General features: G+C 53.6%; 13 protein-coding genes. 8 read left to right on the top strand and 5 right to left on the bottom strand.

All coding sequences use genetic code 11. From position 1 onward, the window contains the following. Positions 1-17: 17 nt before the first annotated feature. The gene (locus C173_RS24570; RefSeq protein WP_036729635.1) at positions 18-1,100 is read right to left on the bottom strand and encodes a nucleotidyltransferase domain-containing protein; all 1,083 of its coding nucleotides are present in this window, start codon (positions 1,098-1,100) and stop codon (positions 18-20) included. A 241-nt stretch (positions 1,101-1,341) separates the two neighbouring features. Between C173_RS24570 and C173_RS24565 the strand changes: the two genes are divergently transcribed. The 3 genes from C173_RS24565 to C173_RS24555 all read left to right on the top strand — a co-directional run bounded on the left by C173_RS24565 (position 1,342) and on the right by C173_RS24555 (position 7,397). Continuing rightward, positions 1,342-5,238 (top strand): galactose-binding domain-containing protein, encoded by a 3,897-nt coding sequence (locus C173_RS24565; RefSeq protein WP_036729632.1) that lies wholly within the window; start codon positions 1,342-1,344, stop codon positions 5,236-5,238. A 199-nt stretch (positions 5,239-5,437) separates the two neighbouring features. Then, positions 5,438-6,361 (top strand): cysteine synthase A, encoded by a 924-nt coding sequence (gene cysK, locus C173_RS24560; RefSeq protein WP_036729630.1) that lies wholly within the window; start codon positions 5,438-5,440, stop codon positions 6,359-6,361. A gap of 19 nt (positions 6,362-6,380) precedes the next feature. Then, positions 6,381-7,397: a hypothetical protein gene (locus tag C173_RS24555; protein WP_051478345.1), complete on the top strand. Its 1,017-nt coding sequence runs from the start codon at positions 6,381-6,383 to the stop codon at positions 7,395-7,397. Between the two features lie 29 nt (positions 7,398-7,426). Here the strand turns inward: C173_RS24555 and C173_RS24550 are convergent, their stop codons facing one another. The 4 genes from C173_RS24550 to C173_RS24535 all read right to left on the bottom strand — a co-directional run bounded on the left by C173_RS24550 (position 7,427) and on the right by C173_RS24535 (position 10,813). After that, complete coding sequence (locus tag C173_RS24550; RefSeq protein WP_036729627.1) at positions 7,427-7,942, bottom strand: VanZ family protein; 516 nt, start codon at positions 7,940-7,942, stop codon at positions 7,427-7,429. Positions 7,943-7,989: 47 nt separating this feature from the next. Then, complete coding sequence (locus C173_RS24545) at positions 7,990-8,847, bottom strand: D-Ala-D-Ala carboxypeptidase VanY (protein ID WP_036729624.1); 858 nt, start codon at positions 8,845-8,847, stop codon at positions 7,990-7,992. Between the two features lie 180 nt (positions 8,848-9,027). Beyond that, entirely contained in the window at positions 9,028-10,125 is a 1,098-nt protein-coding gene (locus C173_RS24540; RefSeq protein WP_036729621.1) for a sensor histidine kinase, read from the bottom strand. Further along, positions 10,118-10,813 carry a response regulator transcription factor gene (locus tag C173_RS24535; RefSeq protein WP_036729619.1) on the bottom strand — a complete coding sequence of 232 codons (696 nt, stop codon included), beginning with the start codon at positions 10,811-10,813 and terminating at the stop codon, positions 10,118-10,120. Before C173_RS24535 ends, C173_RS24540 begins: the two co-directional genes overlap by 8 nt. Before the next feature lie 240 nt (positions 10,814-11,053). Here C173_RS24535 and C173_RS24530 point away from each other — a divergent pair, with 240 nt between their 5' ends. The 5 genes from C173_RS24530 (at position 11,054) to C173_RS24510 (ending at position 14,287) form a co-directional block, all read left to right on the top strand. Beyond that, positions 11,054-11,926: a sensor histidine kinase gene (locus C173_RS24530; RefSeq protein ID WP_036729616.1), complete on the top strand. Its 873-nt coding sequence runs from the start codon at positions 11,054-11,056 to the stop codon at positions 11,924-11,926. Then, complete coding sequence (locus tag C173_RS24525) at positions 11,895-12,560, top strand: response regulator (protein WP_036729613.1); 666 nt, start codon at positions 11,895-11,897, stop codon at positions 12,558-12,560. Before C173_RS24530 ends, C173_RS24525 begins: the two co-directional genes overlap by 32 nt. A gap of 29 nt (positions 12,561-12,589) precedes the next feature. Continuing rightward, positions 12,590-13,243 (top strand): DUF1775 domain-containing protein, encoded by a 654-nt coding sequence (locus tag C173_RS24520; RefSeq protein WP_051478344.1) that lies wholly within the window; start codon positions 12,590-12,592, stop codon positions 13,241-13,243. Positions 13,244-13,743: 500 nt separating this feature from the next. Next, a complete protein-coding gene (locus C173_RS24515; protein ID WP_036729612.1) occupies positions 13,744-14,010 on the top strand; it encodes a hypothetical protein in 267 nt (88 codons plus the stop codon). Between the two features lie 49 nt (positions 14,011-14,059). Then, a complete protein-coding gene (locus tag C173_RS24510; protein WP_036729609.1) occupies positions 14,060-14,287 on the top strand; it encodes a bacteriocin immunity protein in 228 nt (75 codons plus the stop codon). Positions 14,288-14,424 lie beyond the last annotated feature (137 nt).

Genomic DNA, 14,424 nt, shown 5'->3' with positions numbered 1-14,424 from the left:
TTGATCTTGCTTATCTGTTACTTTTTCATATATTGCCGGTACAGCTCTTCACAAGTATCGTAACGCTGGGGCTGCCGGCCGACCCGGTGATATTCCTCCAGATATTCATCCATTGCCAGAAGGAACCGCTCCTTGAACAGATCCAGATTACTTGCATCAAAATACTGCATGAGCTCGAACTTCCGCGTTCCCCGCGACTCGGTCATCTCATCCAGCAGACCCTGTGCTCCCATGGCGGCATAGAAGGCGTAGGAAGGATCTTTTTTTTCAGCGCTGGCAATCACCTTGTTGCGGTAGTTGCACCATATTTCCTCATAGGTACCTGCCAGATTATCATAGGTCGGAACAGGCTGTTCCACATACTTCTGATACAGGGTGCTGTATAGATCAAGGATACTTTTAAGCAAAATGCCGGAGGTACTTCGGATCTCGTCCGTCGTCATCGCGCAGATCACATTCATATAGTTCGTTTCATAGTTCACGGGGAGGTAGCGGTAAGCTGCAGTGTCCTCCAGGTATCTTTTCAGCCCTCTTTTCAGATAAGTATTGTTCATATGCGTCAAAGCGTTCACCAGATTGTAAACCAACTCCGCTGAAGCCAGCCTTACGGCTCCCTTATCCTCTGTAAGACAAATATTCGCATATTCCTGCTTGGCCAGATCGATCCACTTCTTCGACCGTTCCAGAGAATCGCGTCCCATGGGCTTCGCCAGAGCATCCAGCGCCCGTTGCTGATAGACCCTAAGCTTCTCCAGATCCTCAGGCTTGGCATAGTAGAGCACCTGCAAATCTATTAGAGAGGAGATCATCGGACTTTCAAGAGCGGCTTGTTCTTCGATCCGGGTCTCCCAAGGAGTGCAGTAGATATCATAACCGACATCCCCCAGAATGAAGCAGGACGAGATGCCCCAGCCTTGGTTGTTATTATTGATGATGATCAGATCCAGGTCGCTTTTCTCATGATAATCCCCGGTACGGCAAGAGCCCGTAAGCCCGATCACCGCAATCTCCTCTGGATAATCCCGTTTGGCCCGCTCGATCACCATGTTGATCAATTTTTCGTTTTTGGATAATAGCTCCTGCTTGGTACTTTCATTCATAGCTGATTCCTCCTGCGCTGTGGCTTGTTGTTGTATTCATTGTAAAAGGATCTGCCGTCCGCGGGTATGCCGACTTCAGTTAGGTCCATTCTCTCCCTGAGCGCTCCGTATGTACGCACATACTTTTCATAGAATACGTCATCGACCTGAGCCAGGCTCTATCTTATATTATTACCATAATTTGTTTTATGAAAGCGCATACTCGAAGGTGGCACCATAATCTATGGGAGGTGGTTGTCAAATGATCAGCAGAACCAGGTCTTCGGTAGCAAGGACATTCCTGATGTACGGTCTGATGCTTGTGTTATGTGTGGGACAGCTCGCGTTATTTCCGGCAGCGGGGGCGGCGGCAGGCAATCTGGCTCAGGGCAAGACGATCAGCGCAAGCTCAGTCGGTGATGTGTATGTAGCAGCGAATGCTAATGACTGTAACCAGGGTACGTACTGGGAGAGTGCCAGCAATGCTTTTCCGCAATGGATCAAGGTGGATCTGGGTGCCAGCAGCAGTGTGAATCAGGTTGTACTGAAGCTGCCTGCGGGCTGGGAAGCCAGAACACAGACGCTGTCTGTGCAAGGCAGTACGGATGATGCGTCTTACAGCAATCTGGCGGCGTCTGCGGGGTATGCCTTCAATCCGGGCAGTGCGAACTCCGTCACCATCAACTTCACAGCTGCAACCGCCCGGTATGTCAAAATCAACTTCACGGGCAACACCGGCTGGCCCGCAGCGCAGCTGTCGGAGATTGAGGTGTACGGCACCACGGCCTCGCCACCCGGAACCTATGAAGCGGAGGCCGCCGCCTTATCCGGCGGGGCCAAGACGAATACCGATCACAGCGGCTATACCGGTGCTGCCTTCGTAGACGGCTACCTGACTCAGGGGGCAGCCACAACCTTCTCGGTAATGGCTCCGGCGGCAGGGAATTACAGCGCAGCCCTGCGGTATGCCAATGCATCCGGCAGTACCAAGACCCTCAGTATCTACGTGAACGGAACGAAGGTCAAGCAGACCTCGCTTGCCAATCTCTCGAACTGGGATACCTGGTCGACACAGGCAGAGATTCTTGCCTTGAACGCCGGAACCAACACCATTGCTTACAAATATGATGCATCTGACTCCGGCAATGTGAATCTGGATCAGCTTGTGCTGAGCGCTTCCTCGACGCCGACGGCAACGGCAACGCCAGCTCCGACGGCTGTGCCGACCGCAGCCCCAACGGCTACGCCAACCGTATCTCCAACGATCGCGCCGACCGTTGCACCGACGGCTACACCTACTGTAGCCCCAACGGCGACTCCGGCTCCGACGATCACGCCAACGGCCACCCCGAGCACGGGTCCCGGCTCGAATCTGGCGGTCGGCAAGGCTATCCATGCTTCTTCTTCTATCTTTACCTTCGTCCCCTCCAATGCCAATGATGGAGATGTCACTACCTACTGGGAAGGTGCGGGCGGCAGCTACCCGAATACGCTGACTGTCAGCCTCGGCGCGAATGCCAATGTCACCTCGGTGGTCGTGAAGCTCAATCCGGCTGCCGCCTGGTCAACCCGTACCCAGACGATCCAGGTGCTGGGACATAACCAGTCCACAGGAACGTTCACCAGTCTGGTACCTGCGGCAGAGTATACGTTTAATCCGGCCAGCGGCAATTCAGTGACCATTCCGGTCACCGCTACAGTCAGTGAGCTGCAGCTGAGAATTACGGCGAATTCCGGTTCAGGCGCCGGACAGGTAGCCGAGCTACAGGTCATCGGCACACCGGCGGCGAATCCTGACCTGACGGTAACCGGAATGTCATGGAGTCCGTCCGCTCCGGTGGAGACAGATGCCCTTACGCTGAGTGCCAGCGTCAAGAATATCGGCTCAGCGGCTTCGGCCGCAACCACAGTCAGCTTCTATGCCGGCACCACCCTTGCCGGGACAGCCCCGGTGGGTGCGCTCGCCGCAGGAGCTTCCGCGAATGTATCCTTCAGCCTCGGAGCCAAGGATGCCGGAACCTATACGGTAAGCGCCAAGGTTGACGAGAACAACAATGTCATTGAGCTGAATGAGGGCAATAACAGCTATGCCCATCCTGCGGGCCTTACTGTGAACCCAGTATCCAGCTCGGATCTGATTGCTTCTCCGGTCAGCTGGTCTCCCGGCAACCCGGCAGCAGGCAACACGGTCAGCTTCTCGGTAGCCATTAAGAATCAGGGAACGGCGGCCTCAGCCAGCGGTGCGCACAACATTACGCTGACCTTGACCGATGCTACGACAGGCGCAGTCCTCAGAACGTTGACTGGCTCCTATAACGGTGTCATTGCTGCCGGAAGTACTACGGCCCCTGTGGCTCTTGGGACCTGGACGGCGGTGAACGGAAAATATAATGTCAAAACAGAAATTGCCGTGGATGGCAACGAACTGGCGGTAAAGCGGGCCAACAACATCCAGAACCAGTCGCTCTACATCGGACGCGGGGCCAATATGCCTTACGACATGTATGAGGCAGAAGATGGAGTGATCGGCGGCGGAGCTGTCAAGCTGGCACCGAACCGGAATATCGGCGATCTGGCCGGTGAAGCTTCAGGCAGACGGGCCGTTACGCTGAATACCACAGGCAGCTATGTTGAATTCACGACCAAAGCCAGCACGAATACCCTGGTTACCCGGTTCTCTATTCCCGATGCTCCGGGTGGTGACGGCACGACAGCTACACTCAATATCTACGTCAATGGAGTGTTCAACAAGGCCATTACCTTGACCTCCAAATACGCCTGGCTGTATGGCTCGGAGGCCAGTCCCGGCAATTCGCCGAGTGCCGGATCCCCGCGCCACATCTATGACGAAGCGAATATCATGTTCGACAGCACGATTCCGGCAGGCAGCACGATCCGGCTGCAGAAGGATGCAGCCAATACTTCGCAATATGCCATTGACTTCATCAGCCTGGAGCAGGTCTCGCCGATAGCCAATCCAGACCCGGCCAAGTATACCGTTCCGCTTGGATTCACGCATCAGGATGTGCAGAATGCGCTGGATAAGGTCCGTATGGATACAACGGGTAATCTTGCGGGTGTCTATCTTCCTGCCGGAAACTATGAGACCTCGAATAAATTCCAGGTCTACGGCAAGGCAGTGAAGATCATCGGAGCCGGACCGTGGTATACCCGGTTCTACGCACCGCTCAACCAGTCGAATACAGACATCGGCTTCCGCGCGACAGATTCAGCGAATGGCTCAACCTTCTCGGGGTTTGCTTACTTCGGCAACTATACTTCACGGATTGACGGCCCCGGCAAGGTGTTCGACTTCTCCAATGTGGCGAACATAACGATCGACAACATCTGGACGGAGCATCAGGTATGTATGTACTGGGGCGCGAATACCGATTATATGATCATTAAAAACTCGCGCATCCGCAATACCTTTGCCGACGGCATCAATATGACCAACGGCAGCACGAACAATCTCGTGTCTAACATCGAGGCGCGGGCAACCGGAGATGACAGCTTCGCCTTGTTCTCGGCGATCGATTCCGGCGGCTCCGACATGAAGGACAATGTCTATGAGAATCTGACGTCCATTCTGACCTGGCGGGCAGCCGGTCTTGCCGTCTACGGAGGGTATGCGAATACCTTCCGCAACATCTATATTGCGGATACTCTTTGCTACTCCGGCATTACGATCAGCTCGCTGGACTTCGGTTATCCGATGAACGGCTTCGGGGCATCACCGACGACGAACTTCCAGAATATCTCCGTCGTCCGCTCAGGCGGACATTTCTGGGGCGCACAGACCTTCCCGGCCATCTGGGTATTCTCCGCTTCCAAGGTGTTCCAGGGCATCCGGGTCAGCGATGTGGACATCATCGACCCGACCTATCACGGAATCATGTTCCAGACGAACTATTCCGGCTCTACGCCGCAGTTCCCCGTAGCCGATACGATCTTCTCGAACATTACGATTTCCGGTGCCCTCAAGAGCGGTGACGCCTTCGACGCCAAATCCGGTGTCGGCATATGGGCTAATGAATTGCCGGAGCCCGGCCAGGGACCGGCAGTGGGCAGCGTGGTCTTCAACAACCTGAAGATTCTGAACACGGTAACGCCGATCAAAAACACAACCTCCACGTTCACGATAACGGTGAATCCTTAGAGGCACGTGAAGAGATCTCACTGAACCTGCACCGCTACCGCAGGTATCATTGAGCAGAAACAGAGCAGAAAGCCGTCTCCCGTTTTGTGGGAGGCGGCTTTTACTGCTGCACCTGATAATCGACAAATGCTATCCCGTAACTATACAATGGGTGTTATATCGTGCATAGGATAAGGACCGAAACAAAGGAGGCACACCCATGACGAAGCGGGTAGTCAATAATATTACAGAGCTGATTGGCGGCACGCCGGTTGTACGCTTGAACCGGGTAACCGGACCGGAGGACGCGGAGCTGTATGTGAAGCTGGAGATGTTCAATCCCAGCGGCAGCGTCAAGGACCGGGCGGCTTATAATCTGATTCGGCAGGCGGAGCTGGACGGACGGCTGCAGCCGGGCGGGACGATTATCGAGCCGACCAGCGGGAATACCGGGATTGGACTGGCGATGAACGCGGCAGCGAAAGGGTATAAGGCGATCCTGATCATGCCGGATAATATGACGAAGGAACGGATCAATATCCTGAAAGCCTACGGGGCGGAAGTGGTGCTTACTCCGGCGGCGGAGCGGATGCCCGGTGCGATTGCCAAGGCGGTGGAGCTGGGACGGAAGATCCCTGGCAGCTTCATCCCGCAGCAGTTCGAGAATCAGGCGAACCCGGATATTCACCGCACCACCACCGCGCCGGAAATTCTGGAACAGATGGAAGGGAGGCTGGATGTCTTCGTTGCCACTTCCGGGACAGGCGGCACCATCACCGGAACCGGCGAGGCTCTGCGCGCACGACTGCCGGAGCTGCGCGTGGTTGTCGTGGAGCCGCAGGGTTCGCCGGTGCTGTCCGGCGGCCAGCCCGGGCCGCATAAGCTGGTGGGGACCAGCCCGGGCTTCGTGCCGGCGATTCTGAATACCAGCATTTACGATGAGATCGTGCAGGTATCCGATGAGGACGCCTTGGAGATGGTAAGAGAACTGGCCCGTACCGAGGGAATTCTGCTCGGACCTTCAGGCGGAGCCGCAGTCTGGACGGCCTTGCAGGAGGCGCAGCGCCTGGGACGGGGGAAGCGGGTGTTATGTATCGCGCCCGATACCGGGGAACGTTACCTCAGCATGGGGATTTTCGACTAAATTATATTGGAGGACCGTTATGAATCAAGCGAAGCACAGTTTCCGGCATAGGGTAAGAGCGGCCGGAAGTCTTATTTTTGCAGCAGCCATAGTCTTTAGCCTGACCGGGTGTGCCCGAACGAATAGCAATGACGCTGCCAGCAGTGCAGCAGCATCGGCCGGGCCGTCTACCGGCAGTCCATCGCCAGCTGCTCAGCAGACGGATAGCCCGCCAAGTGCGGTTCCGACAGCATCATCGTCAGCTACGGCTTCTCCAGCCCCGGCTGCCTTGCTCGACCCTGCCAAGCTGCAGCCAGTCTTCGGATTCGCGAGTGAGACCGGGAGTCATATCATGGTCACCAGGGAAGAGGAGGGCGCCGGGGAGCAGATGAAGTCCCTGAACACTGCCATCGGGAACGGAGGCCAGGTGCTGGCTGTGAAGCTGGAGAAATGGCAGACGGGTAACGAGAACAACAACGGACGGGAGCTGGCGAATAATATTCCGAATCTGTCCGGGTATCTGTTCAAGGTAGAGGGTGACGCAGCGATGCGGGATGAGACCTATGTTCTGGTTGATTCTGCGGTCTTTCCGCAGGCAGCCTTGCTGGAGCTTCAGCCCGCTGACCCGGCAGGCCCGCAGCTTGCAGCTGGTGATCCGCTTCGTAAGAGTGTAGAAACTGCCAAAGGGCGGAAGATCCAGGCAGCCTGGAAGCTGGCCGGGCTTGGCCCGGACAGACAGCTCTATCTGGTGCAATTCGTAAGACAAGATAAGGATATGTTGTTTAGCCTTGTGCTGGTGGAAGGCGGGAAGCTCAGCTTCAAGGACTATCCTGCGGAGATTACGGATAATGAATATTCAGTCTGGCGTGTCGATGACGGCGGTGAGGTGAACCCGCAGATGTTCTCCCTGCTGTTCGCGGCACAATCGGCAGAGGGACTACTGCTTGGGCTGAACTGGTGGGGAGCGGAGGGTGTGAACAGCTTTTTCCTGAAGCAGGAAGGCAATGGCTTCACAGAGCTAGCCATCGAATATGGCCGCTATATCTCTCCCTTGTGAGCAGGGCGAACGGACAGCAGGGCTCCCCGTTACTTCTGGGTGACGGAGGAGCCTTGTCTGCCTGACATATAGATCATCATGATTGGCCTCATCAGCATGTATCCCAGTATTCCGCCGAAGGTGTTCAACAGCAGATCATCCACATCAAACGTTCCAATATAGAAGACGGCTTGCGAGCATTCCAGCACCGCGCTTAACGCGAAGGACCACAGCAGGACACCGGTGAAGGAGCCGCTGCCTTTTCCATTCGGGTTGAGCAGCACCAGGAAGATGCCATAAGGGATAAACAAGGCGATATTTCCCAAGAAATTAACGACGGTGCTAGTGCTGATATGGTGATAGGTGTTAGTCAAGGTGGCCAGCGGGATCAGATTTCCGCGTTGCAGACTGGCCGCAATATGGCCCGGGCTGTGCTGAAGCTGCTGCCATAGAAACGGGAGATCCATCGACCCGAATTTGAACAAAATGATTTTAAACAAAATATACACGTAGACGGTAAACAGTACCTGCAAACCGTACTTTGTCTGCTTGTGTGCCTGATTCATTTTACATCACCGCTTTCTGTAGATTGTACTGTTATATGGGTTAGTCATTAAGGATAGACCGTCATAATCACACCGTTCATATTGTCGCCGGAGAACTCAACGTGCTGGGCGTCAGGGGTAGGGACAGGAGTATTCCCGTTAATTTCGATATAGGAGATCTGATATTCAACCCCGTTAACGGTAGTGGCAATCGACTTCTGCTCCTTTAGGAATTCAAGATATTCTTCAAGCGTGAAGTTCTTGTCGCGCATAATCACACTGTGCGGAAGTCCTACATAACGGAAATGCCATGGCTCATACTTGATGCCGGTGATGTCTGTTTTATCCTCAGGATAGCGCAGAATGAAGCCGTAATCCCATGCATGCTCACGCAGCCACTGCCCTTCAGGGGCATGGCTCATGGCCATTTGGGAGGAGCCGATGTCTAACGACAAGCCCAGGTTATGCTCGCTGTATCCGGGTGGAAGAGCGTAGTCGGCCCCTTTTTCATCGTATAGCTGCTGCTGCTTGTCATTGTCCCTATATCCGCTGCTGATCAGGAAGCTGTTGATGTCCTCCCCGGCTGCAGCATGTACCATCTCTGTGAATTTCTCCGCGACTTGCCTGGAGAGCAGCGTCTTGTGATCCAGCAGCAGGTAGCCTGAAGTCAGCTCCTCATGATCGAGCAGACGGACGATGTCCCGGCTGACTCCTGTATCGTGAACGGGGTAATCCTTGTTGACCAGCAGCAGGTTCCCCTGGTAGATTTGCCCTTTGGGGATAACCGTCAGATTCTTGGAGCTGTTATCTGCACTCATCTGTACCGTCTCTATATTCAGTTCATTCGTTGCGGTCTCCTGGTCCCTATCCATCCATTTCATTCCGAGCAGTCCGGCAATTACGATGATTACTAACCATTTCTTCATGTTCTCGTCCTCCTTGTTTCAATGACTTAAGCATAGAGGGGCGTGTTTAAATAGAAGTGGGGGAAAGATAAAGTTTTTCTTAAAAAATAAAAATAAAGCCGTTTCCACCTGAAGTGTCAACGCAAAAAACCGCCCTTCTAAATTCTAAAAGGGCGGCAACACTGCTATAGCTGGACCAGACTAGTGGATCAGACCCGGCAGACGGACCTCGAAGAGCGTGCGGATCGTGTCACTCTGTACGGAGATCGTCCCCTGATGCTGCTCGACGATATTTTTGGCAATGAACAATCCCAGCCCGGTACTGCCTTCCTGATGGGTCCGTGCCCGGTCACCTGTATAGAACATATCGAACAGAAAAGGCAGGTCCTCTTCCGGAATCCTATCTCCGTAATTCATGACCTGGACAACGATGGTCTCACCCTCCGGGTAGCAGCGGACATCGACATAACGGCCGTCTTTGCCGTAACGCACCGCATTGGTCAGCAGATTCTCGAACACCCGGGCCAGCAGTTCCCCGTCCCCGGTAATTTTGAGCTGTGGAGTGACTTGGGTGCGGGCCGTCAGCCCGTTGTTCTCCAGCAGAGGATACAATTCCTCGTTCAGCTGGACCAGCAGCTCACTCAGATCCAGGGGGCGCTGCTCCACGGTAAGCATGCCGTAGTTCATCCGGGTAATCTCGAACAGCTCGTCGATCAGCTTTTCCAGCCGCTGTGATTTGGTGTAGGCAATCGTGGTGTAATGTTTCACTTGTTCAGCGGTTAACTCCCCGTCCTTCAGCACCAGATCCAGGTAGCCGAGCACAGAGGTCAGCGGAGTCCGCAGATCATGAGCCAGATTCAGCACCAGCTTGTCCTTGCTGTTCTCCGCGAAGTCCCCGCGTTCCACCGCTTCTTCAAGTTTGTCTTTGGCCTGGTTAAGATCAGCGGCGATATCCTCGAACTCATCGTTAGAATTAATTTGAATCCGGCTTTTGAAATCCCCGTTAGCCAGCAGGCGGATATGGTGCGAGATTTCTTTGAAATAGCGGGCATACGGCTTGGTGAACAGGAAGAAGAACAGCAGCGCCAGCGGGATGAAGAAGATCAGGAAGAAATTCAGGTCGCCGAAATCGGCAATCAGATAACGGAAGCGGGTCAGCTTGTCTTCATACTTCACCTGAGAGGTATAATACATTTGCAGGCTTTTGTAGAGTACAAAGGTAATAGCACCGGAGCAAATCATGCTGAGTACCAGCAGCGATATCATTTTGAAGCGGAAGCTGCGGACAAGTTTAGCCATTGAACGTGTACCCTACTCCCCAGATCGTTTTGATCCATGTATTTTTATTCTGGTCATCGCCGAGCTTTTTGCGCAGGGTGCGGATATGGACCATCACGGTGTTCCCGCCTTCATAATAAGCCTCACCCCAGATTTGCTGAAAAAGCTGCTCGGCGCTGAATACTTTCTTCGGGTAGCTGGCGAGCAAATACAGGATGTCGAATTCCTTCGGCGTCAGCTCCACGGGATGTCCGTATAAGGTTACGGAACGGCGGTCCGGATCAACAATCAGTCCCCCGGCTTCCACCACGGCCTTCTGCTCGGTAACTGGCTGGTTCAGCTTCATAGAACGTCTAAGCTGCGCGTTCACTCTTGCGACCAGCTCCATGGGATTGAACGGCTTGGTCATATAATCGTCGGCGCCGATGACAAGACCAGTGATTTTGTCTAGATCCGAAGTCTTGGCGCTCACAAAAATAATCGGCAGCCCATGCTGCTCCCGGATCTGCCGGGTCACCTCATACCCGTCCAGCCCGGGCATCATAATATCCAGAATCGCCAGGTCGATATGCCTGGACTGGATGACCTGCACCGCTGCCGGGCCGTTTGTAACCTTTATGGGGTGGTATCCTTCTTTTTCCAAATGCAGTCCGATCAGATCGGCAATCTCGGGATCATCGTCGGCGATTAGAATCGTAATCCGTTTCATTTCAATATCTCTCCTGTAGTGTCAGTATGAATGTATTCTTGATTAAATGTCATTCCTAGTGTAACCTATCGGATATTGTTTCGCTAACTGTTATGATAGGACGATGGGAGCTATGAAGAGAATTATTTAATTTTTAAATACTTAATTCTGTAACATATGCGGACGGGCATAGCCCTAAAGAGTCATGCCGGAGATCACCCGGAAATGGTAAAATAACGAACAGAAATTAGGGAGGGAACCGTGACGTATACCCGAATTAAAGTGCTTATTCTGCTTATTCCAACGGTCATGGTGGGTATCTGGGAGTGGGTGAGACATCAGTTCCTGATGCAGTACATCTCTATGGACACAGGCAACTTCTTAACACCTGTATTGGTATTTCTCTTCAGTATTATTCTGCTGCTGCCGCTCTTTCGCCTCATGGAGCGCAATCAGCGGGAGCTGGAGCAGGAGCGGGCGGCAACCGGAGCGATGGAAGCACGGGAGGCACTGGCAAAAGAGCTGCATGACGGCATGGCCCAGTCCCTGTTCCTGCTCTCTGTACGGATCGACCGGCTGGAGCACGGCCGCAAGGATGGCGGCATCAGCGCGGACAGTGTGGATCAGATCAAGAAGACCGTTCACGAGGTTAACCGTTATGTACGTCAGGCCATTGCCAATCTGAAGGTGCCGGTGAGCGGCGCGGAGAGCTTCTCGCTGGAGCGTTCTATCCATGAGCAGCTGGCGGCAATAGCCGGAGAAGTCATGATCGAGGTATCGCTGGATTGGCATCTGGAGGAGCAGGCACTGACACCGGCGGAACAGGCAGAGCTGTTGTCCTGCATTCGTGAAGCGATTATCAACGTGCGTAAGCACACACGTGCGGGCAAGGTATCCGTATCGGGCCAAGGGAATGTGCATGGCTGGCGTGTAACCATTGCAGATGATGGTGCTGGAATTGAGCATGACGATCCTTTTGCGGTGAACGGCAGCTATGGCTTGCAGATTATGAGGGAACGGTCCCGTAGTATGGGCTGGGCGCTTCAACTTCACTCAGGAGCGGACGGAACCACTGTAGAAATTGTAAAAGGGGGTGCGCAGGATGGAACGCTGCCGGGTGCTGATCGTCGATGATCATGCGCATGCACGCGAAGCGATGACCGAGATTGTGGGGCTGGATGAACGGTTTGAAGTGATTGGTGCGGTGGCCAGCGGAGCGGAGGCGATCGTCTGGACCGGGCAATGGATGCCCGACCTGATCCTGATCGATATCGAAATGCCGGGAATGGATGGTCTGGAGACCACGCGGCGCATTAAGCTGGAATACCCGTATGTCCGGATTGTCATCGTCACCGTGTCGGATGAGATCTCTTATCTGTTCGAAGCGCTTAAGCAGGGAGCGCAGGGGTACCTCCTGAAGAACCTGGCCCCGTCTACCTGGATCGAATATTTGCTGGCGATTGTAAGCGAAGAGGTGCCGCTGAGCCGGGAGCTGGCGTTCCAGATTCTAAAGGAGTTCGCGGTTACCTCCGTCAAGGAGGAGGGGGAGGCATTAACGGCGCGGGAGAAGGAGATACTGGGCTGTGTATCCTCCGGGTCCACCAATAAGGAGATTGCCGCCACCCTCGGGATCTCCGAGCATACGGTTAAGAATCACCTGAAGAACATTCTGCAGAAGCTTCAGCTTCAGAACCGCACGCAGCTCACAAGGTACGCCCTGGAGCAGGGGCTGGCTTCGCGGGAGCGGGATTTTCCGGGGAAGAGATAGACATACACAAGAGACAAGGAGAGATTCATTTGAATAGATTGTTTCGTAAAATAGCAGCACTGGCCGCACCGGCCGCCGCCGCACTACTGTTGTTCGCAGCCGTAGCGAGCGCCCACGTAACCGTTAGTCCAGCCCAGTCCAGCACGGGGGCCTGGGAGACGTATACCCTGAAAGTGCCGTCTGAAAAAGAAAGCGCCACCGTGCAGGTGGATCTGCGGATTCCGGCAGGCGCGGAATTCAAGCAATATGAAGCCACTCCCGGCTGGGAGGTAACAGTGGACGGGAATAAAGTAAGCTGGATTGCCAAGGATGGCGGCATTCAGGCCGGACAGTTCCAGCGCTTCTACTTCACAGCCAAGAACCCGGACTCCGCAGGCGATATCGCCTGGGATGCCTATCAGCACTATGCCGATGGCAGCCTCGTGCAATGGTCCGGCGAACCCGGCTCGGAATCCCCGCATTCCATCACCGCCATCGCTGAAGCCTCCGGCAGCGCCGATGGCGGTCACGGCCACGGTGCCACAGACATGTCTGGCAACGGCACCATGACCATGGACGAGCATCAGGCCATTGTGGAGAAGGAAGGCACCGGCACCTCGCCGATGGTTTACATTACCCTCGGCATCTCGCTGGTCTCCTTCCTGCTGGCAGCGATCGCTTTGCTCCGGGGGCGCACGGAGTAGGCCGGACGTAAGTGATGGATTGAATTGTATGGAAGAACCCCGCAGCAGATGTGAAATCTGCTGCGGGGTTGTTTGTGGTTGGTATATCCAGTGTGCCAAATTATACTGCTGAAGCCGCGGCTCCTTATCCGTTAAGCAACATGAGGCTAAGTGGAAAAACAGCATTTATTTTCGCTGAAATCCCTACAAACAGGCCAACAGTTGGATAAATGCTGCTTAATTTAGCCGAAAGTAGATAATAAGCAAATTAGACCAGAATTAAGTGCTGTTTATCCAATTGCTGTCGGTGTTGTGGTGGAGAAAGAGGGAATAAGTGTTGGAAATCCAATTGTTGTTTGGAGGGTAAAGGGAGTCATCATCTGTGAATGTATTGAGGAGCTAACACTATATCCATTACCAGCACCTTTTATTATAATTGCAGATAACGGAGTCTAAGACCTGAAAAGACTTACCCTAAGTAAGTTATCTCTCAGAAATATTTCCAATAAGGGAGTGCATTTATGTTTGATTACATTGATTTTTCACCGGGTACAATTACTTATAATGAAACGAGGTACTTGGATCAAGAGGATATATTTCAAGTCAGTTATTTCGAAGGAAAGTATACTCTTGATGTTGGCTGGTATAGAAAAGAGTTCGCGGTATATGTAATTAGAGCTTACGATTGGGAGAATCCGTTGTTAGAAAAGCGTTGTACAGAAGCGGGTATGCTACATGCTCTGGTTCAGGAATGCTCTGTGTATGTTAGGGATATTCTAAGCCGCTAAATGTGTTATGTTTATTGATTGAAATGCACCCTAAAAGGAGGCCCCCGAAATGTCCCTAACCCGACAACAACTAATCACACTCGTAACCAAGATCGTGAACGCCGAAGGAACAGAGGAGGAGCTGGACCAATGGCTGGAGATCGTAGCGAGCAATGTGCCTCATCCCGGTGTGAGTGATCTGATCTTCTGGAATGAGCCGGAGCTGACACCGGAGGAGATTGTAGATGCTGCGTTGGGTTATCAGCCGATTGTGCTGCCGCCGCCAACAGAGAACTAGCTCTGAACTACCTTGCGATTGCTGATCGCGAGGTTTTTTCATATTACGTACTACCCCAATCCCCAATTTCGTCAAGTGTGAAAATGGTGTGCTAATTGCTGACAAAATTCCCGCATAATCAACCATTTTCTCTCACG

The sequence above is a fragment of the Paenibacillus sp. FSL R7-277 genome, assembly GCF_000517965.1.
Classification (GTDB): Bacteria; Bacillota; Bacilli; order Paenibacillales; family Paenibacillaceae; genus Paenibacillus_AQ; species Paenibacillus_AQ silagei.
The sequence above is the reverse complement of the archived record's forward strand: the minus strand, read 5'-3'. Positions and strand labels throughout refer to the sequence as shown.

Coding starts and splice junctions, on each gene's coding strand:
- C173_RS24525 (WP_036729613.1), top strand. CDS start 11,895: ATGGAACGCTGCCGGGTGCTGATCGTCGATGATCATGCGCATGCACGC.
- C173_RS24535 (WP_036729619.1), bottom strand. CDS start 10,813: ATGAAACGGATTACGATTCTAATCGCCGACGATGATCCCGAGATTGCC.
- C173_RS24510 (WP_036729609.1), top strand. CDS start 14,060: ATGTCCCTAACCCGACAACAACTAATCACACTCGTAACCAAGATCGTG.
- C173_RS24540 (WP_036729621.1), bottom strand. CDS start 10,125: ATGGCTAAACTTGTCCGCAGCTTCCGCTTCAAAATGATATCGCTGCTG.
- C173_RS24515 (WP_036729612.1), top strand. CDS start 13,744: ATGTTTGATTACATTGATTTTTCACCGGGTACAATTACTTATAATGAA.
- C173_RS24565 (WP_036729632.1), top strand. CDS start 1,342: ATGATCAGCAGAACCAGGTCTTCGGTAGCAAGGACATTCCTGATGTAC.
- C173_RS24545 (WP_036729624.1), bottom strand. CDS start 8,847: ATGAAGAAATGGTTAGTAATCATCGTAATTGCCGGACTGCTCGGAATG.
- C173_RS24570 (WP_036729635.1), bottom strand. CDS start 1,100: ATGAATGAAAGTACCAAGCAGGAGCTATTATCCAAAAACGAAAAATTG.
- cysK (WP_036729630.1), top strand. CDS start 5,438: ATGACGAAGCGGGTAGTCAATAATATTACAGAGCTGATTGGCGGCACG.
- C173_RS24550 (WP_036729627.1), bottom strand. CDS start 7,942: ATGAATCAGGCACACAAGCAGACAAAGTACGGTTTGCAGGTACTGTTT.
- C173_RS24555 (WP_051478345.1), top strand. CDS start 6,381: ATGAATCAAGCGAAGCACAGTTTCCGGCATAGGGTAAGAGCGGCCGGA.